This window comes from Bacillus sp. FDAARGOS_235 (assembly GCF_002073415.2).
In the GTDB taxonomy this organism is placed as follows: domain Bacteria; phylum Bacillota; class Bacilli; order Bacillales; family Bacillaceae_G; genus Bacillus_A; species Bacillus_A toyonensis.
In genome coordinates this window covers 622,109-648,378 of sequence record NZ_CP020437.2, presented here as the reverse complement: position 1 = coordinate 648,378, position 26,270 = coordinate 622,109, and the positions used below count along the sequence as shown (strand labels likewise).

The window sequence follows — 26,270 nt, the reverse complement described above, 5'->3', positions numbered from 1 at the left end:
TATTATAATATACTTAATGCGATATAATACACAAAGGTAAGTATATAAGTCTCGGAGACGATAGAAAAGGATTATTTGCCCTTGTTTAGTAAGTCAGCACAAAGGGAATGAAACATACATTATGATGGACGAAAGGGAGTAGTTATTTTGATTCACTATCGACTTGGACAAACTGTTTTAAGTTATCGTAAGAAAAATAATATGACAATTCGTGAGTTTGCTGAGTATGCAGGGATCAGCACGTCACTGATTAGCCAAATTGAAAGAGGACATGCTAATCCTTCTTTAAATGTATTGGAATTAATTGCGAAAGCATTAAATGTGCCGCTATTTACACTTTTTATTAATGATATTGATACAGACTCACTCATTTCTAAGAAAAAAGATCGAAAAAAAGTATATCGGGAAAATAATGATCACATTGTATATGATGTATTAACACCTGATTTTATGAAAGCACGTATTGAAATGTTAATGATGGATTTAAATAAAAAAGCAAACACAACGGAAAGTCACTATTCACATGAAGATAAGGAAGAGATTGCGGTTGTCATGAAAGGGGAAGTTTATGTGGAATTAGAAGGAAAAGAATATTTTTTAGAAGAAGGTGATGTTGTACGTATCCCACCAAACGTGAAGCATCGATTTTTGAATAAAAGTGATGAATCGAATCACATTTTATTTGTATTAACGCCATCTTTAGGATGAATATAAAGTGAGTTTTATTATGGGGGATAGAAAATGGAAAATAAAAGTGTGTTAAAAGGCGGCCTTTCAATTATTTCTCAATGCAAAAAACAAACAAAGGATATTTGGCATGCACATTACGGGGCAGCTGCAATTGCTAGTTATTTTTTCATGAAGGATAATAATATTGAAGAAGAGATAGCTCGTAATATGCATTCTCATACAAAAATGATGCTGAACAAGAAAAACTTAGATGAAATCATCGATAGTAAAGAAGAAATTGATTTTCAAAGTGCTGAAAAAAAGATAATAAAATCATTGGAATATACAATTGATGAACTTCATTGGGTCGGGCATAACGTCATTTATGCGGCATTAAGTTTATTAGCTATGAAAGAGCTACAAAAATGGGGAAATAATCAAGCGATAGAAGGGATAACTGATCTTATATTATCATTTCAAAAAACAATTCCTGGTAGATCGTGGATTGGTTTTACGACGAAAGAAGTTAAACAATTAAGTATATATGACGAGATACAAAGTGAATTAAGAAATCCAAAACAATTATCTAAGTTTATTTTAAATGAACTATCGGAGTTTAAGGTTATTTATAGAGCAGAATCACATCATGATTTAATTGGCCATATGCTTACTTTTTCCCACGCAATTAATATAATGTATGATTTAGGACATAAAGATGTATTTCAACGAGGGATACGTCCGCTTTTAAAACTAGTATACGTACTGCGTGCTAGTAAAAAACTTATGCTGAATACTAAAATAAATCTACATTCTCCTATAGATCATTTGCCTTTAATTGAATCTAAACGTGCTCACGTATTACCAACTGAAAATCAATTTTGGCTAAAGGACTATAGTGAATTTGATTGGGATTTTGGACATGTTTTCAAATTCTCATATAGTTATTTTGATCATATAAAGAGAGCTCCGGAATATAAAGGTATAACCTTAGAACAATTCCGGTATGTTATTCATTCGTAATGAATTTTAATAATCTGTAAAAAGGGAGGATATAAGTTTCTTTTTTTGTTAGTAGCATATTGTTTTTTCAAATATGTAAGATTTTACATGTGTATTTTACTTTTACTAATTATGTAAGTAGGCTATACTAAATAACATACATTTTATGTTTGGAGAGAAGTAAATCGACATGGAACTAGTAAAATTGGAAAAGGTAATTGAAATAAAAAAAGAAGAACTTTTATATTTAGTATCGGATTATGGAATTCAACATGAAAAAGTACTGGCATTAAGTCAAGAAATAGACAAACTGATCAATTACTTTATGTTTTTAAAATAGAGAGAACTATGACGTGATTTGTAAATGTTATAGTTCTTTTTTATATATTCATTTACAATGATGGTTATGTACGGATTAAATGTATATAAATGTATTTGTATATAGTGTCAAATTTTTTACAGAATGCGCAAGCCGCTAGTCGAATGTAAGGAGTATTGGGTATAATAAATAAAGGAATGATTAATTGTATCGGTTAGGAGCGCAGCGCATATGAAAACAGTTGTTGTTATCGGTGGAGGTATAACGGGACTTTCTACTATGTTTTATTTAGAAAAATTAAAAAAGGATTATAATATCGATTTACATTTAATCCTTGTCGAGAAAGAAGAGTCTTTAGGTGGTAAAATCCATAGTGTTGAAGAACAGGATTTTATTATGGAATCAGGAGCGGATTCTATCGTTGCTCGCAATGAACATGTTATGCCGCTTGTAAAAGATTTAAACTTAGAAGAAGAAATGGTATATAACGAAACGGGTATTTCATACATATATTCTGATAATATTTTACACCCAATTCCTTCTGACAGTATATTTGGTATTCCGATGAGTGTCGAGTCGTTGTTTAGCAGTACGCTAGTCTCAACGAAAGGGAAAATTGTTGCTTTAAAAGATTTTATAACGAAAAATAAAGAGTTTACGAAAGATACATCACTTGCTCTATTTTTAGAAAGCTTTTTAGGAAAAGAGTTAGTGGAAAGACAAATTGCGCCGGTACTTTCAGGCGTGTATTCTGGTAAATTGAATGAGCTTACAATGGCATCAACATTACCGTATTTACTTGATTATAAAAATAAATATGGAAGTATTATGAAAGGTTTTGAAGAGAATAAAAAGCAATTTCAATCAGCAGGAAATAAAAAGTTTGTATCATTTAAAAGTGGACTATCTACGATAATTAATCGCTTAGAAGACAAGTTAACTGAAACTGTCATAAAAAAAGGTGCTGTAACGACGGCTGTAAGTAAACGAGGAGATCAATATGAGATTTCTATTGCAAATCAGGAATCAATCCAAGCTGATTATGTTGTTTTAGCAGCTCCGCATGATATAGCACAAACTTTATTACAATCTAATGAGTTAAACGAGCATTTTAATAAATTTAAAAATTCATCACTTATTAGTATTTATTTAGGTTTTGACATTCCAGATGAACAACTACCGGCGGACGGTACAGGGTTTATCGTAACAGAAAACAGTGATTTACATTGTGATGCTTGTACATGGACAAGCCGGAAGTGGAAACATACATCGGGTACACAAAAGCTTTTAGTAAGAATGTTTTATAAGAGTACCAATCCGATATATGAAACGATCAAAAATTATAGTGAAGAAGAATTAGTACGAGTCGCTTTATATGATATTGAAAAGAGTCTTGGAATTAAAGGTGAACCAGAAGTAGTTGAAGTTACAAATTGGAAAGATTTAATGCCGAAATATCATTTAGAACATAATCAAGCGGTTCAAGCATTAAATGAAAAATTGACTGCTCTATATCCTAATGTATATTTAGCTGGCGCTTCATATTACGGTGTTGGAATTGGTGCATGTATTGGAAACGGGAAGAATACGGCCAAAGAAATAATGACTACATTAAGTGAAGAGTTAAAATAATAATATAGAATACATATGTAAAAACTGTCCATTCAGTCTACTGGAGGGACAGTTTTTTATTTATTTCACTTGAATGGAAACTTTTTTAGTTCTTCCATTATTCTCTTTTATTGTTAATGTAATATTTCCAGACTCTTTAAATGAGTATGGTGAGAGTTGATAAATTTCTTTTATGTTGTGTTTTTCTTTTAGTTTATTTGTGGATATTGATACTATACTTGCCCTCCAAAATTCTTGTTTGCCTGAAGGATAATCTATGAATATTTCTGGATTTTTAAACTGTAATGTTTCCCAAGAGGCGAAATACAGTTCAACTTCTACATCTTTTTTCGGTAAGTTCGCTGAGAAATAACCGAACTCGCCCACATTACCGAAAACGGTGTAGTTTTGGTTATGTAATTTAATATCTAAATAACTAGGTTGATATGTTGCTGCGTGATAGATTCCATATGAAAGAGAGAGTGTGGCAGCGATTAATATACCAATTGAAAATGTCTTAAAGCTATTTCCTTTAAAGTTAGTCATCATGGATGAGTTTGGTGTGAATTTTTTTGCGAATAAAAAAATAAGCAAAATGAGTAAGAGGGCTAAGCTGATGAATATATACATAGAATTTTTACACCTCCATAATAGAATGGAATATTTTCTATATTTTAACATTAATGTATGAATTAGTCTGTTGTTTTAGAATGGAAATTATTCTTATAATGAGCGAACGGATGTATCTGGAGGGATATTGGTATTATGTAAAGCGAAATAAGCAAAATATAAATTACATTATATGACCAAGGCGGTAATCAACAAGTAAGAAGGTATACTCTTACTTGTTATAGAATAAAAAGGAAAAGAGTCATTAGAAATATTTGATTAGTGGGACATTGAGGACTTGCCTAATTATGAATATTTTTTCTGCTATAATAAATTAGTAGAGAGAAAGGAGTGATCCTGTGGTATTCCCTATATTAGAAACAGAGCGCTTGCGTTTAGTTGAAATAGAACAATCTTATTGTCAAAAAATATATGAAATCTTTTCATTGGATGAAGTTACATGTTATTACGGTATGAATTCTTTTACGGAATTTGGCCAAGCTTCACGTATGATTGAATCTTTTTCGAAAAATTACTTTGAGAAAAAGGCAATACGATGGGGGATTGTGTTAAAAGAAACAAACACTTTAATTGGGACAATTGGGTTGAATAATTTACAATTATGGAGTAAACGATCTGAAATAGGGTATGATTTGCATCCGCGTTATTGGGGGCAGGGATATGCTTCGGAAGCAGCCGGGGAAATCATTCATTATGGATTTCAAGATTTAGGTTTATATAGAATTGGAGCTATTACATATCCTGAAAACGTTACTTCTTGTAAAATGCTATCTAAAATAGGTTTTCAAAAGGAAGGTTTGTTACGCGGCTATATTCATCAAGGAAATAAACAACACGATGCATTGTTATATTCTATAGTGCGAACAGATGTAGAGGAATTAAATATTTAATAAAAACCCCTCTTATTAAAAGAGGGGTTAAGTAAAATTAACCTAACTTAGGTAATAAACGTTCTCCGCTTTTCATGCTACTTTTACATAAAGGGCATTTAGGTTCTTCTTCAAATGAAAAGTTCTTTCTCATCCATCCTAAACAATCCTCTGATTCACATTCCCAAACAGGTGTTTGTTCTGGTGGTACTTCTGCTACATCGTTCTTTCGATTGCGATACATGTAACCACTCCTTTTATGTAAAAAATTTTAGTTATATATTAAAAAGGTTGTTAACCGAGCTGGTAACAACCTTTTTATTGTTTGAATTATAGCTTTACAACGTTTTTAGCTTGAGGTCCACGGTTACCGTCTTCAACTTCGAAGCTAACTTCTTGACCTTCGTCAAGAGACTTGAAGCCGTCGCCAGTGATAGCTGAGAAGTGAACGAATACGTCGTTACCGTCTGCAACTTCGATGAAACCGAAACCTTTTTCGCTGTTAAACCATTTTACTTTACCTGTTAATGTCATGGTAATGCCTCCTAAAATTTAAAAAGATTACAATATGATCGGCCTTATTTGAATGAAAATAAAAGTTCACATATTATCAAAAACCCATAAGGAGTACGAAATGGTCCTGATTGATACTTGATAATATGCAAAGAAAATATATTGTTAAATTGACCTTAATTACTATCTTACAACAAATGGTGTGAAATAGCAAGTGCTGGTAATACCAGTGAGTAATTTGGGCGATAATGGTAAAACGCACAAAGACATCTCTTTTATTTATATATTATTCCTAATCTGAATGTATTCCAAACAGAAATCATTTATATAAAAAAGTATGTTTAAAGGAAACGGTATATTTTTTAAGAATAAAGATGATTACAATAATTAGGAGGATGAATATTGCAAAATAAACAATTTAAAATAATCGAAGCAGCAAAAGAAGGAAGAAGGAAAGTTCACCCTGTCTTTGCTGTTATACTTGCAATTGTATTTTTGACTTTAGGTGAATTGTTTATGTTATTTATGCTGTTTTTACCGAAAACAGAAACAACTTTTATGAAGGCAATTTATAGCAATATTGAGATGATATTAACGTTTGGCGGGGCTATATTTTTTGTGTTTTTATGGATTAAATTTGTAGAGAAAAGGTCGTTTTCATCTATTGGTTTTTGGAATGAGCAATGGATGAGAAAGTATTTGAGAGGGGCACTAATAGGGTGTATTTTCATTTCGATACCAGTAATTTTACTCATATTAACAGGAAATGTAAAACTACAAATGCAAGAAATTACGATGACAGTTATATTTGGTATTGTAGGATCTTTAGTCGCATTTTTAATACAAGGGGCCACTGAAGAAATTGTTGTAAGAGGTTGGTTATTCCCAGTTCTTTCTGTTAGAAGCCGTATATGGATTGGAATTGTTGTGACGTCCTTTTTATTTGGTTTTCTTCATTTGCTTAATCCAGGAATTACAATTCTTTCAATATCGAATATAATATTAGTTGGCGTATTTGCAGCTTTTTACGTTTTAAAGGACAGTAGTCTTTGGGGGATTTGTGCATGGCATTCCATTTGGAATTGGGCACAATATAACGTTTATGGCTTTGCCGTTAGTGGAATGACGATATATTCAACACCACTATTTAAACCTGTAAAAAATGGCAATGAAGTCCTTCATGGAGGCTCATTTGGGATTGAAGGTAGTATTATTACAACAATAATGCTTTCTATCGCTTCAATTGTTTTATGGAGACAGTTATGGGGGAGAAGAGCGAAACAACGAGATTTTAGTTAATGAAAGTGGGAGAAACTATGGGGATTATAGCGTTTGAGGGAGCGAGTGCTGTTGGGAAAAGTACAACATGCCGTGAACTAGAAAACAATTATGGAGCCTTCATTATACCTGAAGTGAATTTTTTATTTGAAAGACCAAAAAATGAACATAGAACATGGTATTTTGAAAAACAAGTAGAGCGCTGGAATATGGCAGTGCAAAAATCGCAGCAATATGAATTAGTAATACTTGATGGGGATATATATCAGCCACTTAGTTATAATTGGTGTTTTCATTTTGATATATTTAATCAGCCTTTATCTTTAATAGAAAACTTTTATAAAGAAAAGATGATAAATAGGGAAATTGGTTTTCCAGATCAATATTTTTATTTGTACACGAATGATGAAGAACCTAGAAAACGAAAAGAATTTGATGAGACGAGAAGCAGAAGAAACTTTGAAAAACATTTACATATATCAAAATCGTTGCAGTGTTATTATGAAAATTTAAATACCGTCACAGACGGGTACTGTAAATTGATTGAAGCAAAAAGTATAAAGTCGAATGAATTAGAAATTGTGAAAAGTTTAAACAGCTTAAACGTATGTGAAGATAGACGTTTTGATGTTTCGAGGTTAGATGCTATTACGGAGTGGTTAAAAGAAAATCGTGCATAAAGTAAAAACAACGAGTGTTGTAGAAGGCGCTCGTTGTTTTTTGTTTCCATATAAATATAAAGGGAAATTTTGTAGAATATTTTTGGATTTTGACGGAATAATCTTTCAATTTTACAAAAAAAGAAATACAATATAAGGAAATATATATAAATAATATGGTAGGGGATGGGATGAACTATTTTGAATGAAGGAACTGTTTTATATAAGAAATAATGAGGTAGTAAGAACAGAGATATTTGGGAGGAAATAAGCGAGATGAAAACACTATTTAAAATAATCGGTATTATAGCTGGTATGGCAGTAATCGGAGTAGGTTTAACATATGGTATGCTTTATTATTTGAATAATAGTAAACCAGTTGCGAAAAAGTCAACGCCAGCAGCTCCGGCAGTAGAAGTGCTAGCTGATAGTAATGTAAAAGCCGAAGATGCGAAGCTTTTAGAAAATGGCAATCATTCATTACCTAATAGTGGTTTTAATAAAAATTTTAAATGGACAGATGAGAACATACAGACAGCGTTACATGAAATGGCACACCAAAAAACGAAAGCTGAACAAAAATGGGGCTATATTTTTATCACACAAGAACGTATTGAAAGTTTACTTGAAATTATAAATAGTAATGATGTTGCACAAAAAAATACATATGTGGATATTTTAGAACGATGGAAACAAGGGGAATATGAAAAGGTTGATGTGGATCATAATAAAATTTGGAAATTGCAAAGTGGGAATTTAGGAGAAGGAAAAGGAATAATGTCGCAAGCTGAACAAAAAGAATTAATTAATCAAGTGTTTATGCAAAAAGGTACATATTCAGGTAGTAAATTAATTGCAGGTGGGGGACAGGCTAACAAATAATATACTTATCAATGAAAAAGAGTAAGTGCTTTTTAGGCAGTTACTCTTTTTTTGTGCACATTTTTAATAATTTAGCCTCGCTCTAGTAAGGAAAGAAACGACTGTAGTACCGGGGAAATCCATCTAGATTTATGATAGATTACATGACTTTGAATAACGGCTGGAGTTTCGATAGGTTGAAAACGTATTTGTTCCTTTTGACAATTCTCTTGTACAACGATGTAAGGAAGAATTGAAATTCCTAATTCACACATAACAGCTTGTTTAATGACTTCAACATTAGAAGTTTCAAATGTTTTTTCTAGAATATTTCCACTTTGACGCAAAAAACGATCGACCATTGGTCGATAACCGCAGCTTTGTTCTGTAAAAATAAACTGAGTATCCTGTAATAAACGAAATGGATTTTCCTGTACGGGGGAATGAATAGGTAAAATCCATCCGAATGTTTCATTACAAAAAGTACGTATAATAAAATCGTTATGTGCTATACTTTCACCAATTAAGAAGATAACATCTGTTTCTCCTTCATGTAGCTTTTTCAGTGCATGTTCATTTGTAGTAGTCTCAAGAACGATATTTACTTTCGGATTTTGCTGTTTGTAAGTACGTAATAATTGTGGTAAACGGTACACTGCTAACGATTCGTTAGATGTAATACTTAACGTCCCTTCCAAATAATCATTATTTTGAGGGATTTCTTGTGCTTTTTCATAAATAGCAAGTAATTCTAATGCATAAGGATGAAATTGATGACCTGCTTTTGTAAGAAGTACTTTTTTCCCTAATCGATCGAAAAGAGGGATATGTAAGTCGTTTTCTAATGCTTTTATATGCCCTGTAACAGTAGATTGCGCATAACCTAATGCAAGAGCAGCTTTAGAAAAACCGCCATGCTTAACAATGGCACAAAATGTTTTAACATGTCTCATTTCCATAAGTGACCCCTCTTTTAATATCATGATTTGTGAATGATTATATCATGTATTTCAATTTTTCAAATGATTAAATTTCTTTTAATATTATGTTGTGGGGAAATTCATGTAAGCAGTATTGGAGGAGAAAAAATGAGTAAAAAGAGCTATCATGTAGCTGTTGTTGGAGCTATAGGTGCAGTAGGTCAGAAAATTATTGAACTGTTAGAACAAGAAACAAAGTTTAATATAGCTGAAGTTACATTCCTTTCGTCAAAACGATCTGCTGGTAAGAAAGTACAATTTAAAGGGCGAGAGATTACAATACAAGAGGCAAAAACAACTAGTTTTGAAAGTGTAGATATTGCCTTTTTCAGTGCTGGAGGAGAAGTGTCTAGACAATTTGTAAATCACGCAGTTTCTAGTGGCGCAATCGTAATTGATAACACAAGTGAGTACCGAATGGTGCACGATGTACCGCTCGTTGTTCCAGAGGTTAATTCACACACTTTAAAGGAGCATAACGGTATTATTGCAGTTCCGAATTGTTCAGCATTACAGATGGTAACAGCTCTTCAGCCAATCCGAAAATCATTCGGTTTAGAACGAATTATCGTTTCCACTTATCAAGCTGTATCAGGTTCTGGAATTCATGCGATTCATGAATTAAAAGAACAAGCTAAGTCGATGCTTACAGGTGAAGAAGTGAAGAGTGCTATATTACCAGTGAAAAAAGATAAAAAGCATTATCCAATTGCGTTTAATGTACTGCCTCAAGTAGATATATTCACTGATAATGATTTCACTTTTGAAGAAGTAAAGATGATTCAAGAGACGAAGAAAATTTTAGAAGACCCAAACCTGAAAATGGCAGCTACTTGTGTACGTGTTCCAGTTGTATCAGGTCATTCAGAATCAGTTTATATAGAACTTGAAAAAGAAACAACTGTTACAGAAATTAAAGAAGTACTGCTCGATGCACCAGGTGTTATTTTACAAGATAATCCTAGTGAACAGCTGTATCCAATGCCATTATATGCAGAAGGGAAAATAGATACGTTTGTCGGAAGAATTAGGAAAGACCCTGATACGCCAAAAGGATTCCATCTTTGGATCGTTTCCGATAATTTGTTAAAAGGTGCGGCTTGGAATTCAGTTCAAATCGCAGAGACGTTGGTGGAAAAGGGAATCATTTAGCATAATAGAGTTACACATGTATTATAAGAACTAGGAAACTATTGATTGTAAAAGTATCCTAGTTTTTATTTTAGTGAGAATTTAAAATGAATTAGTTTTTATAGTGTTTTTATAAATATCCATTAGTTTTGTAAAGAATGTACTGTTATTTTTAGTTGCTCAATAAATTCTCGAGTTGCAGCGCACATATATTTATCTTTTCTATAAATCAGTCCTATATCTATAGTTGGAGTAGGATCTTCTATTTTAATAGCTTGAATGTTTTCGTTTTGCAAAAAGTCTATATACGGTTTGGGTAACACTGTAATTCCCATACCTTTTGAAACCATTTGAATTAAAGATTCCATCGTACTAATTTCTAAAATTGGTTTTGGTTTGAAGCTAAAGTTTTGACAATAGGTCGTAAGTAGTTCTGTTAAATAAAAGTTTTTTGGTAGAAGGATTAAAGGGTAGTTCTGTAATTCTTTAATAGACACGTGATCAAGCTCACTTAAAGGATGACCGATTGGAATAACTAATGTAAGTTCACTTTTATATAGCGGGATAGAAACAATTTCTTTATCTTGTACCGGGAGAAATGTAATACCAATATCTAATTCGTTTTGAAACAATTTTTCGCGAATTTCTCCTGTGCGAAGTCCTAACACAGAAAGCTCAATGTTTGGATAAAGAGTATTGAAGTGTAAAAGGGTTGGCGGTAGTAAATAATTTACAACGGTTAACAATGAGCCGATTGTTAAGGATCCGTACTGTAATCCATTTAAGTCCTGGATAGCAGAACGGGCTTGTTCGACTTTATGAAAAATGGTTTTACTATGTGATAATAAAATCTTTCCTGCTTCAGTTAAAGATATCTTTTTACCAATTCGATCGAAAAGTGGCATTCCTACTTCATGTTCTAACGCACGTATTTGTTGACTTAGTGAAGGTTGGGAAATGTTTAATTTTTCGGCTGCCTTTGTGAAATGCAATTCTTTCGAAACAGCTAAAAAGTATTCTAATTGTCGTAATTCGATTGGAATCACCTCAAATTTAATCATAGGATATACCTATCATTATTATATAAATAATTGAATTGAACAATGGTTTTGTGCGATTTATAATCACTTTATTAGAAATAGATTGATGATAAAGATTAGATGAGGTGAAGAGGAATTGTTGAAATCGAGCGTATTACCAGGCAGTTATTCAAAAGTACTTCAAAAAAGGTATGAGGAGGCTGTACCGACAGGAATATATCATTTAACACCTTTATATGTAAAAAAAGCTAGCGGAGCGATCATTACAGATGTAGATGGGAATCAGTTTATTGATTTTGCTGGTGGTATTGGAATGCAAAATGTTGGTCATTGTCATCCGAAAGTTGTAAGAGCGGTACAAGAACAAGCAAAGTCATTTATTCATCCTTGTTTTCATGTAACTCCATATGAAAACTATATTGCTTTAGCAGAGAAAATTAATGAAAAAATACCAGGAACAAGTAAGAAAAAAACGATGTTTGCAAATAGTGGTGCGGAAGCGATTGAAAATGCTGTAAAAATCGCACGTAAAGTAACAGGGAGAAGTAAAGTAATTTCGTTTGAACGAGGATTTCATGGGAGAACATTAATGACGATGTCTTTATCAACGAAAGAAAACCCATATAAAGCAGGATTTGGCCCGTTCGTTTCAGACATGCATATATTGTCGTATCCGTACTATTACAGAGCTGCAGAAGGAGTTTCTTCTGAAGAAGTGGATTCTCAAGTCATCTATCAGTTTGAAAAATTTTTAGAGGAAGTATCACCTGAAAAAGTAGCGGCAATCGTAATGGAACCAGTACAAGGAGAAGGGGGATTTATTGTTCCTTCCATTTTATTTGTAAAACGAATCCGGGAAATTTGTGATCAATATGGAATTTTAATGATCATGGATGAAGTGCAAACTGGATTTGGCAGAACTGGAAAATGGTTTGCAACGGAACATTTTAATATAGAACCTGACATTATTGCATTATCAAAATCAATAGCTGGAGGCTTACCATTAAGTGCGATTGTTGGGCGCGCTGAGTTTATGGATGTTCCTGGAAGGGGGCAAATCGGTGGGACCTTTGCAGGAAGTCCGTTATCATGCGCAGCCGGTCTTGCTGTATTTGAAATTATGGAAGAAGAAAACCTAGTTGAAAGAGCTCAACAAATTGGAAATAGAATAATGTCACATTTACATGCAATGCAATTAAAATACGAAGTCATAGGTGACGTTCGTGGAATTGGTGCAATGGTTGCAATGGAACTTGTAACGGATCGTATAACAAAAGAACCAGCAAAAGAACTAACAGTACAATTAATTGATGAATTCTGGAAGAATGGGCTTATAAGTATTGGGGCAGGGATATTTGATAATGTACTACGTTTTTTACCGCCTCTAGTTATTTCAAATGAAGAAATTGATAAAGGTTTTGAAATAATAAATCAATCTTTTAAAAAATTGTGCGGAAAGTGAGAGAGGCAATTATGATGAATAAATTATATGAGGTACTATCACTAAATATAGGACTCCCAAAAGAAGTTATGTATGGAGGAAAATTAATTCATACGGGTATAAATAAAACGAAAACAAAGGAACCTATATATTTATCATTTTTAAAATTTAAAGGTGATGGTCAGGCGGATTTAGTTCATCATGGAGGGGTGGATAAAGCGGTTTGTGTGTATTCGGGTGAACATTATAGTTATTGGGAAGAAACATTGAATCAAGATCTTGAATATGGAGCATTCGGAGAAAATATAACAGTAAGTGGTATGCGTGAAGAGGATGTTTGTATCGGTGATACGTTTGAGCTCGGAGAAGCGATAGTACAAGTAACGCAACCAAGGCAACCTTGTTTTAAGTTAGCTAAGAAATACAATATTCCAAAGTTACCACTGTATTTTCAAGAAACAGGATATACAGGATTTTATTTTCGTGTATTAAAAGAAGGGTGGGTATCGCCAGTTGATACGTTAAAGTTGCTGAAGTCTGATCCAATAAGTATTACAGTAGCGTTTGCTAATCGTATTATGCATAAGGAAAAACAAAATATAGAAGGGATAAAGAGAATTTTAGAAGTACATGCACTTTCTACTAGTTGGAGAAAGACATTTGAAAAGCGACTGAGGGGAGAAGAAATAAATACGAAGGAGAGGCTTGAAGGAATAAAAGAATAAAAAAATATTTTTATAAATAGTGCATTTCTAATAGTAAAAACTAACTAGAAAGCACTGTTTTTATATAATAACCTTATTAATATACAAAAATCTTAATATTTTTTTATTCGACTTTTTTTCTAATTGTGAAAACATAAAATTAATTGGATTATTTTTTTATATTTTATGATAGTATATTGATTTGTAAGACCTATTATTTTAAGGTCAGGTCATATAACCATATATAATTTTATGGAATTGAAGTATGGAGGGACAACATGGGGAATGTTGAAAAATTTGCAAATCTTCTAATAGAAGAACCGAAAAGAGAGCAGTTATTTCCTTTATTTGAAGAAGTGTTTGGTATTGAGAGTCAAACATTACGTGATTTTACGGAGAAAGGATATTGGGATTATACATATAAAGCTTTATCATTTTTACAAGATAACAAAGTGATTGCGAATGTTGCTGCATTTTCACTTCCGCTTTTAATGAATGGTGAAAAAATAAATGCAGTGGGTATTCAATCGGTAATGACACATCCGAATCATCGTCGACATGGGTTAATGAAACAATTGTTTAGTAAGATGATAGAAGAAATTGATGAGCAATGTGAGTGTGCGCTTTTATTTACTGAAAATCCAGAACTATATAAACCATTTGGTTTTCAAATTGTGCAAGAATATTTGATGGAACTATCATACGAAAACAAGAGTGATAAAGATTCTCAACTTAAAAAGTTAGATTTTTATAATGAAGAGGATAGACAATTAATACATGAGATGATTGAAAATGGCCAAAGGCTTTCTAATACATTTTCAACGTTAAATTACCGCTCTTCGTTTTATTTAAATATGTATGATTCAACATGGAATGAAAACCTATATTATTCAGAGAAATTAGATACGTTGATTGTTTTTACAATAGAAAATCAAAAACTAAAATTATATGGAGTGTTTGCTCCGGTACTTCCGATTTTAGATGAATTATGTGAGGAAATCTCTGGGGAATTTAAGGAGATTGAATTTTATTTTTGCCCAGATCAATTAGGAATTGATGATGTACAATATACAGAATTACAGACTAGTAAGTATTTAATGGTTCGAAGTAATAAGGAATTAGATTTTAAAGGTTATAAATTCCCAGTGTTAACCGAGTTTTAAATATTAATTTAATTGCTTTTTTATGGAAGAATTATGAAAACATCATATATACCAAATCATATTGAGCAACTTACCGTAATGAATGTACCTAAATATTACAAACTGGAAGAAAATCATACATTCATTGTCCATTCGAAGGCAGAAACAGATTTTGGCTGAAAACACATTATGGCTTTGAAATAATGAATGGTCATGTATTTTATAATGAGATTATGACAGATTTTCAGGCTGAAGTTCAGTTACGTATGAGTCCAAATGCGACATACGATCAAGCAGGTCTTTTTGTTATGATTTCGGAGAACTGTTGGTTAAAAACTTCTTTAGAGTATATCCCTGAGGGGCCATCTCATTTAGGTGCTGTCGTAACGAATAATGGATATTCTGACTGGTCAACGCAAGATTATCCAACTGAAGCAGCTAAGCAACAACTTCGTTTTCGAATTATTCGAAAACGCGGTGATTATTCAATATATGTGAAAATAAGTCAGCGATGGGAACAAATAAGAATCGCTCATTTAATGGAGGATATAGGGAATGAGCCTGTTAAAATAGGCTTTTACACGTGTAGTCCTTCTAAAAATAAAGGATTTGAGACTGAGTTTTTCGATTTTACAATTGAAGAAATATAGATAAAAAACCGCATTCTTTTCATTAAGAATGCGGTTTTTGTATTTGTATATTTATAAAGCACATTTATTGACCGAAAAGTCATTAATGCTTATCATTTAATAATGTTAAATATTAATTTGCATAATATAATAAAAGTAAAGAAGAAATTACAAACTATAGGGTTTAAATAAGGAGGGGTATGAATTACTCAGTGGTAATTTCATGGAAAAAGGAGATTATGTATGAAATCATTTCGCAAGCTATTACAGTATTTAAAACCATACATGTTCTTCGCTATTATTGGACCGCTATTTATGGTACTTGAGGTTGCGATGGACTTAATTCAACCGACTATTATGCAACATATTATTGATGTTGGGATTGCAAATAGGGATTTGAATTATGTAATAAAAATGGGGCTTCTTATGATAGGAGCAGCGGCACTTGGGTTAGTTGGAGGACTTGGGTGTATGATGTATTCTACAAAAGCAGCTGTAAATTTCGCTACAGACATACGAAAAGATGTGTTTACAAAAATAGAAACATTTTCTAGTAAAAATCGGGATACATTTGGAACCGGAAAATTATTAACGATTGTGACAAATGATATTACATCAATTCAATCGGCGATGACGATGACTTTACGTGTTCTCGTTCGTGGCCCTTTGTTATTTATCGGAAGTATAATTATTGTTTTTGTAACAGCGAGGGAGTTATTTCCAATATTACTTGTAGTTGTACCAATTTTATTACTTGCGATTATTTTAATTGCAAGTAAAGCGAGTGGAACGTTTAAAAAGGTGCAAGAAGCATTAGATAAAGTGAATACAAAGTTACAAGAAAATTTATCTGGTGTACGTGTTATAAAAGCGTATGTAAGACAAAAATATGAAATTTCTCAGTTTGGAAATGTGAATACAAATTTAACGAAGATAAATATTCAAGCTGTGCAACTTATTTCCTTAATGATGCCAATTATTATGCTAGTTGTAAGTGGTGGGATTGTCGCAACACTATGGATTGGTGGAGAAAAAGTATTTAATGGAACTCTTCAAGTAGGTGCGATTTTAGCATTTATAAACTATTTGAATATCATTTTAATGGCACTTATGTCTATTAGTATGGTATTTATTCAAATTGCTCGAGCTTTTCCATCTGCGGATCGTGTACAACAAGTCTTAAATACTGAAGTTGATATTATGAACGAAGCTAACGCAATTGAACCTGAGAAAATCGAAGGAAATATTGATTTTAAAGATGTTAGTTATAGTTATACGAAAAATAATGAATACGTTTTAAAAGATATTTCATTCAGCATACGTAAAGGTGAAAAAGTAGGAATTATCGGTTCTACAGGGAGTGGTAAGTCTACTTTAGCTAAACTGCTACCACGCTTATATGATATTGAGCAAGGTGAAATTTGTATTGACGGAATAAATGTTAAGAGGTACGATTTACAAAAATTGCGTGCTTCAATAGGTTTTGTACCTCAAACGGCATTGTTGTTCTCAGGAAGTATAGAAGAGAATTTACGTTACGGTAAAGAAGATGCAACACACGATGAATTGGAAACAGCAGCTTCATCTGCGTGTGCGACTGAGTTTATTAACAAGTTGGAAGAATCGTATCATTATAACTTAACACAAGGTGCGACGAATTTATCAGGTGGACAAAAACAACGTGTATCCATTGCGAGAGCGCTTGTGAGAAAACCATCTATTCTTATATTAGATGATTCTACATCAGCAGTTGATGCGAAATCAGAAGCGAACATTCAATCGGCATTAAGAACAGAATATAAAGGAACAACGACATTATTAATTGCTTCTAAAATCTCATCTATAATAGATGCTGATAAAATTCTCGTATTAGATAATGGTGAATTAGTTGGTGATGGTACACATGAACAACTGCTAGAACAATGTGAGGTATATCAGGAAATTTATCTTTCCCAAGGTGGTAATTTGCATAAAGAAGGTGGGAAAGAACATGCGTAATTTTCAAGGACAATTTGCTAATAAAGGTGGACGTAACTCGCCTAAGAGTGGAAAAGTTAAAAATACTAAAGGTACTGTAAAGCGGATTTGGAACTATATGGGGTATGAAAAGGCTGCTCTAATGTTCGTTATATTTCTAGTATTTGTTACGACATTACTTGGGTTATTAGGTCCATATTTTATGGGAGTAATTATAGATCAATATATTGTACCGAAAGATTTAAACGGTACGGCAAGAATGTGTATGTTACTTATTGCAATTTACGGTGTAACGGTGCTTTTAACGTGGTTACAAACGTATGTCATGATTAATGTTGCATTAAAGACAATTCAAAAAATACGACAAGATATATTTGAGAAAATCCAAACGCTTTCTTTACGGTTCTTTGATGTACGTTCTCAAGGTGATTTAATGAGCCGTGTGACAAATGATATTGACAATTTAAATCAAGCGTTGACGCAAAGTGTCGTACAGATTATTTCATCAGCGTTAACCTTTATAGGTGTGACGATTGCGATGTTCTCATTAAATTGGATTTTGGCACTTGTAACTTTAATTACAGTACCTATTATGTTTTTCGTTACAAAAAAACTTGTTGCATATAGTGGTAAAAACTTTGCAAAGCGTCAAAAAGATTTAGGAGAATTAAATGGTTTTATTGAAGAAGCTATAACAGGCGCGGATGTTACAACGTTATACGGGAAAGAAAAAGAAACCGTACAAAATTTCAATAAAATTAATGAACAACTAAGAATTTCAGCAACGAAGGCTGATACATTTTCAGCTTTTATTTTTCCGAGTATGAACTTTATTAATAACTTAGGAATGGGGCTTGTAATTGGGACTGGATCCGTTATGGTATTAAACGGTATGACAACAGTAGGTGTCATTGCGGCGTTTATTAATTATTCTCGTCAATTTTCAAGACCACTAAGTCAATTTGCAACGTTAATGAATACGATTCAAGCGGCAGTTGCGGGTGGAGAACGTGTTTTTGAAATTATGGATGAGGTACCAGAAATTCAAAATAAAAAAGACGCATTCGTTGTACAAAATATACATGGGCATGTTGAACTTGAGAATGTTTCGTTTGGTTATGTGGAGAATAAAACAATTTTAAAAGAAGTAAGTCTTAAGGCACAGCCTGGAGAGACAATTGCTTTAGTTGGTCCAACGGGATCGGGAAAAACAACAATCATAAACTTATTAACTCGATTTTATGATATACAGCAAGGACAAATTCATATTGATGGAAAAGATATAAAAGATTATGATATCAATTCTTTACGAAGTAAAATAGGAGTAGTTTTACAAGATACGTATTTATTTGCTGGGACAATTATGGATAATATCCGTTATGGACGATTACATGCAAGTGATGAAGAAGTAATCAATGCAGCAAAGGCTGCATCGGCACATTCTTTTATTAAACATTTACCGAAACAATATGAAACAGAGATTGCTTCAGAAGGATCGAATTTAAGTCAAGGACAAAAACAACTTCTTGCGATTGCAAGGGCAATTTTAGCAGATGCGGACATATTAATTCTTGATGAAGCGACATCTAATATTGATACGAGAACAGAATTGCAAATTCAAGCAGGATTAAACAATTTAATGAGAGGTAGAACGAGTTTCGTAATCGCTCATCGACTCAAAACGATTGAAAAGGCAGATCAAATCCTAGTTATAAAGGATGGGAGTATTTTAGAAAGAGGGAATCATGAATCTCTCATGGAAGATCGAGGATTTTACTTTGAATTGTATACGAGTCAGTTTAAAATTTAATAATAATATTCATGTGGTGCGGTTTCTGTAGAAAAGAGAAACCGCATTTTTAATGATTGTAAACATTGCTAAACCCAATAGTCTTTCATTAAATACTTTGACAGTATCACCTTGAATCTCTGGTAAAACATATGAATAGCGTTTGAGGTTGCAAAAATGCGGATTAAACATAGTTAAGTTACAAAAAGGGTAGAATATACAGTTGTTCAGGTATGTAATTTATGTGTTTTTTTAGAATTACGAGTTGTTAGTAAAAACTAGCGGCCTCAGTGACAGATGGTAGAAATAGTTTACGTGGTATTGTAATAATCTCAAGCGCTATCTGCGTTGAATATAGGAGTATTTGAGTTAAATCTAAAGCGAGTGTTAAAAGTATTATGAAGCTTGTAAGAATTACAAAACTACCCCAAAAGAAACTTTTTGAAGTGTTGCGGAAATCTTTTATTAAGGAAAAGAAAGAAAAAAATGCGGTAACAATAAGAATGAAAATTTTATACTTATCAGACATTATAACCCTCCCAAAGAACAGTAACTTATATTATACCGTATTTTTCAGTATTATTATAAATAGACTTTAAAGTGAATATTACGAAAAAAGAAAACCACAACTAATGTTTTAAGTTGTGGTTTTCTTTTTTGAGTACTTTGTTTTAGAAGATAGATAATCTAGAATTGAAAAAACTTTAAAGGGATTACCATACTTTATTTCCGATCCAGCATCAGGTGCTCAATGAAACGGTATGAAAGGTTATAGGCTGGTAATACGAGAATAAATAAGGGCGGATCTGTGTACAACAATATTCCCATATCAAAGTTCTACTAGAGAAAAGTAGTTAGTTAAGGGCAGTATGTGAATAAAAAACAGATGGGTGTGGAAACTAAATATTTATGACATTAAGGACAAAGATTAGGAAATATAGATTGGTATGAAAAAGTACAAAAATCTAAAATTAGAATGAGCATTGAACTAGTGTATAACGATTGAAACGGCACTGAAGACTAATAAAACGGCCATAATGATGTTAAATAATTGGTTATGTTTTATTAATAATTTTTGGAATATTGAACCAAATAAACTCCAACTACATGTACTCATTAAACCGACTACACCTAGAAATAATGAAAAAAGTAGAAAACTTGAATATGAATTGTAGTAAGGGAGTATGAAAGTCGATACTACAGTCAGTCCGAATAATATCCCTTTAGGGTTAACGAATTGAAGAGAAATCCCCACTGTAAATAAGTTTTTATTATCTTTTTCACTGGGATTCGTACTGCCTTTACTAGTGAGTATTTTAAAAGCTAAATATAACATGTATGTTACACCTAAAACTTTTAAAGGGAATTCGATTATGGGTAAGATATTAAGTAGTACTACATTAAAGAAACTACATAAAGAAGTGAGGATGAAAAAGCCGAAAGCTACTCCAAAGCAAAATTGCATGCTCCTCTTTAACCCGTATTGATTGGCGTATGTCATAGCTAAAAAATTGTTAGGGCCGGGTGTGAAACTACTTATAAAAACAAATAATAAAAAAGAAAATATAGGCATTTCAAAACCCCCTTATTATTTTTGTGTGTTATAATGACCGAAAAGAACAATATAACGTGTACTTTTTATTATACATAACGGTCGTTATATTGTATATAGTGTAGGGGTGTTTTTTTATGGAAGAAATTCAACTTATTCTAGCGAAAAATTTAAAAACAATACGAGAAAAAGAAAAATTAAGTTTAGAAAAGGTTTCTCAATTAACAGGAGTGAGTAAAACGATGATTGGACAAATTGAAAGAGGAGAATCAAGTCCGACACTAACAACAATATGGAAAATTGCTAATGGATTGAAAGTGTCTTTTACTTCTTTAATCAATAATCCACAACCCGATATAAAAGTTGTTTTACGGGATGATGTTCAAGTATTGTCTGAAGATAATGGGAGATATAAAGTGTATCCTTCTTTTCCTTTTCAAGATGATAGAAATTTTGAAATGTATACAGTTGAAATAGAAACAGAAGGGGAACTGAGTTCAGAAGGGCATAAAGAAGGAGCAGAAGAATTTATAACGGTATTTGAAGGAGAATTGACAATAAAAGTGAATAATTGTCAGTATAAATTAAATAGTGGAGATTCCATTCGTTTTAAGGCCGATAGATCACACTCTTATCATAATTTAGGGAAATCGTTGACTCGATTAAGCATGACAATTTATTACCCAGCTACATAAGTGTGCATTTATATATATAAAAGATAAAACCATCTATACAAGGTGGTTTTTATTTTGTGTTAAATTACAAAAAAAGACACTCGTTTGAGTGTCAACATAGTATTGCTCTCGCGTATAGGATTGGAGTACGTTTCTCAAATACGTATTGAGAGATGGTTCGTAAAGGAGAAACTGTCTTCATATTTAATGTAACATCGGTAAGGGTGAGTGTAAATTGATAATGTATATACGGAAAATTTAGTATAGATAGTTTCTACTATAAATATAGTGCAATTTGTTCTGTGTTACGTAATCAACGCCATGAAATAATTGAGTGGTTCTTATTATTATGACAGACTTGGTATTTAATAATGTGTATTAGAAAAAGAATGAATCATTTTTTAATCGATTCGTATAATTGTTAGAGAGGCACCTGTTGAACCACCTCCAACTAAATTAACAATGGATAATATACCGAATAATTGAAGTGAAATTGTATTACCAGCAATTAAATTAGTAATTAAATTATTATTATAATTTGAAGTTGATATAGCGGGAGAAAAAATAGAGCCAGAAAGTGGAGTTGAAGCGTTTAATAGTAACCTTGTTCCAGCGAGTAGAGAAGTTGTCGTATTAACTTGATAGGTTAAATGATATCTTCCGGTTACAGGAATTGTAAATACATCGTTTGAAGCGTTAACTGTAAAATTACCGAGGCTTTGGTTATTAGAAAGTGGAATATTAGTTCCACCTAATATAACTGAGATGGGACCACCTAATGTATTATTAGCGAACATAGAGTTTGTTGTAACTATTGACCCAGTACTTCCGGTAGGTCCAGTACTTCCGGTAGGTCCAGTACTTCCAGTAGGTCCAGTACTTCCGGTAGGTCCAGTATTTCCGGTAGGTCCAGTACTTCCGGTAGACCCAGTATTCCCAGTAGGTCCTGTAAGTCTGTATGGAAGAATTATTTCAAGAGCCATTGATAGTAGTTCTTCTTTTATTTTTTCATTTTTATCTTGCATATAAATCACCTCATTTTTAAATTAGATACCAATAAGTGTAGTATTTTTAGAATGGAACTATCATTTTATTCTATTAATAGTAGTAGTTTATAGTAACGGTAAAATGTTTAATAAATATATGAATCATTTGGAAAGAAAAAGAATAGTTATGAAGTTATTTCTTAATAATAGAGTCATAATAATGTATGTTAGTTAAAAACGTGTGGAATGAGGTATTGAATTGAAGCGGAATGATAAATTATCAATGAATAAAGGTAGGATAGGACCTGAGAATATTGGACCTACATTTCCAGTTCTTCCACCAATTTATGTTCCGACTGGAAGTACAGGGCCAACGGGAGCAACGGGAGTAACAGGAGCAACGGGAGTAACGGGATCAACCGGAGTAACGGGGGCAACCGGAGTAACCGGAGTAACAGGGGTAACAGGAGCAACCGGAGTAACAGGGGTAACAGGAGCAACCGGAGTAACAGGGGTAACAGGAGCAACCGGATCAACCGGATCAACAGGATCAACAGGAGTAACCGGAGCAACAGGAGTAACAGGAGTAACGGGAGTAACGGGATCAACCGGAGTAACGGGGGTAACGGGAGTAACCGGAGTAACCGGATCAACCGGAGCGACAGGAGCAACGGGAGCAACAGGAGTAACAGGAGTAACAGGAGCAACGGGAGCAACAGGAGTAACAGGAGCAACAGGAGTAACAGGAATAACCGGAGCAACCGGAGCAACCGGAGTAACGGGAGTAACAGGGCCAACGGGAGCAACCGGAGTAACAGGGCCAACGGGAGTAACAGGAGCAACCGGAGTAACAGGAGCAACGGGAGTAACGGGAGCAACCGGAGTAACGGGGGCAACGGGAGCAACCGGAGCAACGGGAGCAACAGGAGCAACCGGAGTAACAGGGGTAACAGGAGCAACCGGAGTAACAGGGGTAACAGGAGCAACCGGAGTAACAGGGCCAACGGGAGTAACAGGAGCAACCGGAGCGACAGGAGCAACAGGAGCAACAGGAGTAACAGGAGCAACGGGAGCAACAGGAGTAACAGGAGCAACAGGAGTAACAGGAGTAACCGGAGCAACAGGAGCAACCGGAGTAACAGGGCCAACGGGAGCAACAGGGCCAACGGGAGCAACAGGGCCAACGGGAGCAACAGGGCCAACGGGAGCAACGGGAGTAACAGGGATAACAGGAGCAACAGGTCCTACTGGGGGGATTGGCCCCATAACAACAACAAATTTGTTATATTATACTTTTTCAGATGGAGAGAAACTTATATATACAAACGCAGATGGGATAGCTCAATATGGTACAACGAATATATTATCACCTAGTGAGGTTTCATATATTAATTTGTTTATTAATGGGATTCTGCAACCACAACCATTTTATGAAGTTAGTACAGGTAAACTAACTTTATTGGATAATCAACCACCATCGCAAGGGTCTTCAATTATTTTGCAATTTATCATTATTAATTAAAAAAGACAGATTCTTATTATAAAAGGAATCTGTCTTTTTTGTTTTAAATTACATTCGTTAACATTAAGTGACGATAAATTCGATTGTGATTGGAATTCCGCCGTCTAATGCATCTCCACCAGGGATTGTAATAGCGCCAGTAGGGCCAGTAGTAACACTGGAGTTCACACTGGGCTGAAGGATACCGTTTACATATAGGTTGTAATACGTGAAAGTCGGAAATGCAGTTGCAGTAGTACCCGCATCGTTTAAGCAAGCTGTGGCAGCAACCGCAAAGGCTGCGCCTGTGCCAGTCCCAGCTCCTAGTGTAGATGTGAATCTTCTAGATGCCATAAATGGTTGAATGATAGGCAATTAATTCTCACTCCTATTCATATTTTATTGGAACGAAGTATTGAATAACTTGTCCACTATATTGTATGAGAGTTTTCTAGAATAGAAACGGCTTTAGGATTAGAAGAGTAGCATAATTTTATTAAAGGTATAACTTTTACTACAATTAAAAAGCGATGTTGGTATTTATGGAATATATGCTAAGGGTTAATTTGAATTTTTGTATTCAAATTAATATGTATTCTTTGGTTTAAGAGATAAACGTGGAAAAATAAAATAAACTCTTAAGTTTAGGTGTTTAATCTAAGCACTCAATTATTAAAAACATATAATTAATATGTGAGTCATGAACATAATTAAATAGCGTTTGCAAGTTTAATTATATTTCATGTTTCCTATTTTAAGTCAATATATAACACATACTCTTTTACAACTTTATGATCCTTATAATAGGAAAAACTCAAATATAAAACAAGTAAGGAGGACATAAATGACAAGTAATAATTGTTTTGGTCATAACCACTGCAATAATCCGATTGTTTTCACTCCAGATTGTTGTAACAATCCACAAACAGTTCCAATTACTAGTGAGCAATTAGGTAGATTAATTACTTTACTAAATTCTTTAATTTCGGCTATTGCAGCATTTTTTGCAAATCCAAGTGACGCAAACAGATTAGCTTTACTCAATTTGTTTACTCAACTATTAAATTTACTAAATGAATTACCACCTTCTCCAGAAGGTAATTATTTGAAACAATTAATTCAAAGTATTATCAATGTACTACAATCTCCTAATCCAGACTTAAGCCAATTGCTTTCTTTGTTGCAACAATTCTACAGTGCTCTTGCACCATTCTTCTTCTCTTTAATTATTGACCCTGCAAGTTTACAACTTTTATTAAACTTATTAGTTCAACTAATTGGTGCTACTCCAGGAGGAGGCCCAACAGGAGCAACAGGAGCAACGGGAGCAACAGGAGCAACAGGCCCAACAGGAGCAGGAGCGACAGGCCCAACAGGTCCAACGGGAGACACAGGAGCAACAGGCCCAACAGGTCCAACAGGTCCAACGGGAGACACAGGAGCAACAGGCCCAACAGGTCCAACGGGAGATACAGGAGCAACAGGCCCAACAGGTCCAACAGGAGACACAGGAGCAACAGGCCCAACAGGTCCAACGGGAGACACAGGCCCAACAGGAGCAACAGGTCCGACAGGCTTAACTGGAGCGACAGGAGCAACAGGTGGCGGAGCTATTATTCCATTTGCTTCAGGTACAACACCATCTGCGTTAGTTAACGCGTTAATAGCTAATACAGGAACTCTTCTTGGATTTGGATTTAGTCAGCCAGGTATAGCATTAACGGGTGGAACAAGTATCACATTAGCATTAGGTATAGGTGATTATGCATTTGTAGCACCGCGCGATGGCATTATTACGTCATTAGCAGGTTTCTTTAGTGCAACAGCTGCATTAGCTCCATTATCACCTGTTCAAGTGCAGATACAAATATTAACTGCACCTCCAGCAAGTAATACGTTTACAGTACAAGGCGCACCTCTATTATTAACACCAGCATTTGCTGCAATAGCGATTGGTTCTACAGCATCAGGGATCATAGCTGAAGCTATTCCAGTAACAGCTGGAGATAAAATACTGTTATACGTTTCATTAACAGCAGCAAGTCCAATAGCTGCAGTTGCTGGATTTGTAAGTGCAGGTATTAATATCGTCTAATTTGTTACAATGTTTAATTAGAAATTAAACAGGGATTTGTATATAGTCCTTCCTAATAAAATTAGGGAGGACTATATTTTTGTAGAAAATAAATAATGAATCAATTGAACAATTACTCTTTGTTAAGTTCGTATAAAAAAAGTATAATTTACCCTTCCTCATTTGAGGAATAAGTTATGTAACTTTAAAAATTTCTGATCAGCAAAAAAAGATGAATTCTT

Annotated in this window: 26 protein-coding genes and 1 pseudogene; 18 read left to right on the top strand and 9 right to left on the bottom strand. The window is 33.6% G+C overall.

Annotated features, from left to right (window positions below):
* The first annotated feature begins 147 nt into the window (after positions 1–147).
* From A6J74_RS04995 to A6J74_RS04980, 4 genes are all read left to right on the top strand, one after another.
* Entirely contained in the window at positions 148–708 is a 561-nt protein-coding gene (locus A6J74_RS04995; RefSeq protein WP_000582249.1) for a helix-turn-helix domain-containing protein, read from the top strand.
* A 33-nt stretch (positions 709–741) separates the two neighbouring features.
* The gene (locus tag A6J74_RS04990) at positions 742–1,689 is read left to right on the top strand and encodes a hypothetical protein (protein WP_000428927.1); all 948 of its coding nucleotides are present in this window, start codon (positions 742–744) and stop codon (positions 1,687–1,689) included.
* 169 nt (positions 1,690–1,858) lie between these two features.
* Positions 1,859–2,008, top strand: a complete 150-nt coding sequence (locus A6J74_RS04985) for an aspartyl-phosphate phosphatase Spo0E family protein (RefSeq protein WP_000424361.1) — start codon at positions 1,859–1,861, stop codon at positions 2,006–2,008.
* A 210-nt stretch (positions 2,009–2,218) separates the two neighbouring features.
* On the top strand, positions 2,219–3,619 hold the full coding sequence (locus A6J74_RS04980; protein ID WP_000860341.1) for a protoporphyrinogen oxidase: 1,401 nt from the start codon (positions 2,219–2,221) through the stop codon (positions 3,617–3,619).
* Between the two features lie 60 nt (positions 3,620–3,679).
* On the opposite strand, the gene A6J74_RS04975 is transcribed toward A6J74_RS04980, so the two are convergent.
* The gene (locus A6J74_RS04975) at positions 3,680–4,228 is read right to left on the bottom strand and encodes a hypothetical protein (RefSeq protein WP_000275259.1); all 549 of its coding nucleotides are present in this window, start codon (positions 4,226–4,228) and stop codon (positions 3,680–3,682) included.
* Between the two features lie 338 nt (positions 4,229–4,566).
* On the opposite strand from A6J74_RS04975, the gene A6J74_RS04970 reads away from it, so the two are divergent.
* The gene (locus tag A6J74_RS04970) at positions 4,567–5,118 is read left to right on the top strand and encodes a GNAT family N-acetyltransferase (RefSeq protein ID WP_000231763.1); all 552 of its coding nucleotides are present in this window, start codon (positions 4,567–4,569) and stop codon (positions 5,116–5,118) included.
* 37 nt (positions 5,119–5,155) lie between these two features.
* Here the strand turns inward: A6J74_RS04970 and A6J74_RS04965 are convergent, their stop codons facing one another.
* Positions 5,156–5,341, bottom strand: coding sequence for a cold-shock protein (locus A6J74_RS04965; RefSeq protein ID WP_000286203.1), 186 nt, complete (start codon positions 5,339–5,341; stop codon positions 5,156–5,158).
* 86 nt (positions 5,342–5,427) lie between these two features.
* Positions 5,428–5,631 carry a cold-shock protein CspD gene (gene cspD, locus A6J74_RS04960; RefSeq protein WP_000176365.1) on the bottom strand — a complete coding sequence of 68 codons (204 nt, stop codon included), beginning with the start codon at positions 5,629–5,631 and terminating at the stop codon, positions 5,428–5,430.
* A 381-nt stretch (positions 5,632–6,012) separates the two neighbouring features.
* On the opposite strand from cspD, the gene A6J74_RS04955 reads away from it, so the two are divergent.
* The 3 genes from A6J74_RS04955 (at position 6,013) to A6J74_RS04945 (ending at position 8,429) form a co-directional block, all read left to right on the top strand.
* A complete protein-coding gene (locus A6J74_RS04955) occupies positions 6,013–6,909 on the top strand; it encodes a CPBP family intramembrane glutamic endopeptidase (RefSeq protein ID WP_001180195.1) in 897 nt (298 codons plus the stop codon).
* Positions 6,909–7,568, top strand: a complete 660-nt coding sequence (locus tag A6J74_RS04950; RefSeq protein ID WP_000862575.1) for a DEAD/DEAH box helicase family protein — start codon at positions 6,909–6,911, stop codon at positions 7,566–7,568. Before A6J74_RS04955 ends, A6J74_RS04950 begins: the two co-directional genes overlap by 1 nt.
* A gap of 255 nt (positions 7,569–7,823) precedes the next feature.
* A complete protein-coding gene (locus tag A6J74_RS04945; protein ID WP_000853587.1) occupies positions 7,824–8,429 on the top strand; it encodes a PRK06770 family protein in 606 nt (201 codons plus the stop codon).
* Between the two features lie 71 nt (positions 8,430–8,500).
* Here the strand turns inward: A6J74_RS04945 and A6J74_RS04940 are convergent, their stop codons facing one another.
* Positions 8,501–9,391: a LysR family transcriptional regulator gene (locus A6J74_RS04940; protein ID WP_002038649.1), complete on the bottom strand. Its 891-nt coding sequence runs from the start codon at positions 9,389–9,391 to the stop codon at positions 8,501–8,503.
* A 105-nt stretch (positions 9,392–9,496) separates the two neighbouring features.
* Between A6J74_RS04940 and A6J74_RS04935 the strand changes: the two genes are divergently transcribed.
* Positions 9,497–10,540 (top strand): aspartate-semialdehyde dehydrogenase, encoded by a 1,044-nt coding sequence (locus A6J74_RS04935; RefSeq protein WP_000039420.1) that lies wholly within the window; start codon positions 9,497–9,499, stop codon positions 10,538–10,540.
* 122 nt (positions 10,541–10,662) lie between these two features.
* Here the strand turns inward: A6J74_RS04935 and A6J74_RS04930 are convergent, their stop codons facing one another.
* The gene (locus A6J74_RS04930) at positions 10,663–11,565 is read right to left on the bottom strand and encodes a LysR family transcriptional regulator (protein ID WP_080609792.1); all 903 of its coding nucleotides are present in this window, start codon (positions 11,563–11,565) and stop codon (positions 10,663–10,665) included.
* A 130-nt stretch (positions 11,566–11,695) separates the two neighbouring features.
* Here A6J74_RS04930 and gabT point away from each other — a divergent pair, with 130 nt between their 5' ends.
* The 6 genes and pseudogenes from gabT to A6J74_RS04900 all read left to right on the top strand — a co-directional run bounded on the left by gabT (position 11,696) and on the right by A6J74_RS04900 (position 19,262).
* Positions 11,696–13,021, top strand: a complete 1,326-nt coding sequence (gene gabT / locus A6J74_RS04925; RefSeq protein WP_000920471.1) for a 4-aminobutyrate--2-oxoglutarate transaminase — start codon at positions 11,696–11,698, stop codon at positions 13,019–13,021.
* 11 nt (positions 13,022–13,032) lie between these two features.
* On the top strand, positions 13,033–13,725 hold the full coding sequence (locus A6J74_RS04920; protein ID WP_002048039.1) for an MOSC domain-containing protein: 693 nt from the start codon (positions 13,033–13,035) through the stop codon (positions 13,723–13,725).
* A gap of 257 nt (positions 13,726–13,982) precedes the next feature.
* A complete protein-coding gene (locus tag A6J74_RS04915) occupies positions 13,983–14,867 on the top strand; it encodes a GNAT family N-acetyltransferase (RefSeq protein WP_000528654.1) in 885 nt (294 codons plus the stop codon).
* 33 nt (positions 14,868–14,900) lie between these two features.
* Positions 14,901–15,496: pseudogene (locus A6J74_RS04910) on the top strand (DUF1349 domain-containing protein).
* A gap of 222 nt (positions 15,497–15,718) precedes the next feature.
* Positions 15,719–17,473, top strand: a complete 1,755-nt coding sequence (locus tag A6J74_RS04905) for an ABC transporter ATP-binding protein (protein WP_000834796.1) — start codon at positions 15,719–15,721, stop codon at positions 17,471–17,473.
* A complete protein-coding gene (locus A6J74_RS04900) occupies positions 17,466–19,262 on the top strand; it encodes an ABC transporter ATP-binding protein (protein ID WP_001243546.1) in 1,797 nt (598 codons plus the stop codon). Before A6J74_RS04905 ends, A6J74_RS04900 begins: the two co-directional genes overlap by 8 nt.
* A gap of 247 nt (positions 19,263–19,509) precedes the next feature.
* On the opposite strand, the gene A6J74_RS04895 is transcribed toward A6J74_RS04900, so the two are convergent.
* The gene (locus A6J74_RS04895; protein ID WP_001281132.1) at positions 19,510–19,770 is read right to left on the bottom strand and encodes a hypothetical protein; all 261 of its coding nucleotides are present in this window, start codon (positions 19,768–19,770) and stop codon (positions 19,510–19,512) included.
* Between the two features lie 459 nt (positions 19,771–20,229).
* Complete coding sequence (locus A6J74_RS04890) at positions 20,230–20,814, bottom strand: LysE family translocator (protein ID WP_001121301.1); 585 nt, start codon at positions 20,812–20,814, stop codon at positions 20,230–20,232.
* 116 nt (positions 20,815–20,930) lie between these two features.
* Here A6J74_RS04890 and A6J74_RS04885 point away from each other — a divergent pair, with 116 nt between their 5' ends.
* A complete protein-coding gene (locus A6J74_RS04885; protein ID WP_000391306.1) occupies positions 20,931–21,488 on the top strand; it encodes a helix-turn-helix domain-containing protein in 558 nt (185 codons plus the stop codon).
* Between the two features lie 380 nt (positions 21,489–21,868).
* On the opposite strand, the gene A6J74_RS04880 is transcribed toward A6J74_RS04885, so the two are convergent.
* The gene (locus tag A6J74_RS04880; RefSeq protein ID WP_001152966.1) at positions 21,869–22,492 is read right to left on the bottom strand and encodes a BclA C-terminal domain-containing protein; all 624 of its coding nucleotides are present in this window, start codon (positions 22,490–22,492) and stop codon (positions 21,869–21,871) included.
* A gap of 220 nt (positions 22,493–22,712) precedes the next feature.
* On the opposite strand from A6J74_RS04880, the gene A6J74_RS04875 reads away from it, so the two are divergent.
* Positions 22,713–23,975, top strand: a complete 1,263-nt coding sequence (locus A6J74_RS04875; RefSeq protein WP_080609404.1) for a DUF4183 domain-containing protein — start codon at positions 22,713–22,715, stop codon at positions 23,973–23,975.
* 63 nt (positions 23,976–24,038) lie between these two features.
* Here A6J74_RS04875 and A6J74_RS04870 read toward each other — a convergent pair whose 3' ends face one another.
* Positions 24,039–24,329, bottom strand: coding sequence for a DUF4183 domain-containing protein (locus A6J74_RS04870; RefSeq protein ID WP_001121652.1), 291 nt, complete (start codon positions 24,327–24,329; stop codon positions 24,039–24,041).
* A gap of 469 nt (positions 24,330–24,798) precedes the next feature.
* On the opposite strand from A6J74_RS04870, the gene A6J74_RS04865 reads away from it, so the two are divergent.
* The gene (locus tag A6J74_RS04865) at positions 24,799–26,049 is read left to right on the top strand and encodes an exosporium glycoprotein BclB-related protein (protein ID WP_000203325.1); all 1,251 of its coding nucleotides are present in this window, start codon (positions 24,799–24,801) and stop codon (positions 26,047–26,049) included.
* The last annotated feature ends 221 nt before the right edge of the window (positions 26,050–26,270 follow it).

Coding starts and splice junctions, on each gene's coding strand:
- A6J74_RS04990 (WP_000428927.1), top strand. CDS start 742: ATGGAAAATAAAAGTGTGTTAAAAGGCGGCCTTTCAATTATTTCTCAA.
- A6J74_RS04985 (WP_000424361.1), top strand. CDS start 1,859: ATGGAACTAGTAAAATTGGAAAAGGTAATTGAAATAAAAAAAGAAGAA.
- A6J74_RS04980 (WP_000860341.1), top strand. CDS start 2,219: ATGAAAACAGTTGTTGTTATCGGTGGAGGTATAACGGGACTTTCTACT.
- A6J74_RS04975 (WP_000275259.1), bottom strand. CDS start 4,228: ATGTATATATTCATCAGCTTAGCCCTCTTACTCATTTTGCTTATTTTT.
- A6J74_RS04965 (WP_000286203.1), bottom strand. CDS start 5,341: ATGTATCGCAATCGAAAGAACGATGTAGCAGAAGTACCACCAGAACAA.
- cspD (WP_000176365.1), bottom strand. CDS start 5,631: ATGACATTAACAGGTAAAGTAAAATGGTTTAACAGCGAAAAAGGTTTC.
- A6J74_RS04950 (WP_000862575.1), top strand. CDS start 6,909: ATGAAAGTGGGAGAAACTATGGGGATTATAGCGTTTGAGGGAGCGAGT.
- A6J74_RS04945 (WP_000853587.1), top strand. CDS start 7,824: ATGAAAACACTATTTAAAATAATCGGTATTATAGCTGGTATGGCAGTA.
- A6J74_RS04940 (WP_002038649.1), bottom strand. CDS start 9,391: ATGATATTAAAAGAGGGGTCACTTATGGAAATGAGACATGTTAAAACA.
- A6J74_RS04935 (WP_000039420.1), top strand. CDS start 9,497: ATGAGTAAAAAGAGCTATCATGTAGCTGTTGTTGGAGCTATAGGTGCA.
- A6J74_RS04920 (WP_002048039.1), top strand. CDS start 13,033: ATGATGAATAAATTATATGAGGTACTATCACTAAATATAGGACTCCCA.
- A6J74_RS04915 (WP_000528654.1), top strand. CDS start 13,983: ATGGGGAATGTTGAAAAATTTGCAAATCTTCTAATAGAAGAACCGAAA.
- A6J74_RS04905 (WP_000834796.1), top strand. CDS start 15,719: ATGAAATCATTTCGCAAGCTATTACAGTATTTAAAACCATACATGTTC.
- A6J74_RS04900 (WP_001243546.1), top strand. CDS start 17,466: ATGCGTAATTTTCAAGGACAATTTGCTAATAAAGGTGGACGTAACTCG.
- A6J74_RS04895 (WP_001281132.1), bottom strand. CDS start 19,770: ATGTCTGATAAGTATAAAATTTTCATTCTTATTGTTACCGCATTTTTT.
- A6J74_RS04890 (WP_001121301.1), bottom strand. CDS start 20,814: ATGCCTATATTTTCTTTTTTATTATTTGTTTTTATAAGTAGTTTCACA.
- A6J74_RS04885 (WP_000391306.1), top strand. CDS start 20,931: ATGGAAGAAATTCAACTTATTCTAGCGAAAAATTTAAAAACAATACGA.
- A6J74_RS04880 (WP_001152966.1), bottom strand. CDS start 22,492: ATGCAAGATAAAAATGAAAAAATAAAAGAAGAACTACTATCAATGGCT.
- A6J74_RS04865 (WP_000203325.1), top strand. CDS start 24,799: ATGACAAGTAATAATTGTTTTGGTCATAACCACTGCAATAATCCGATT.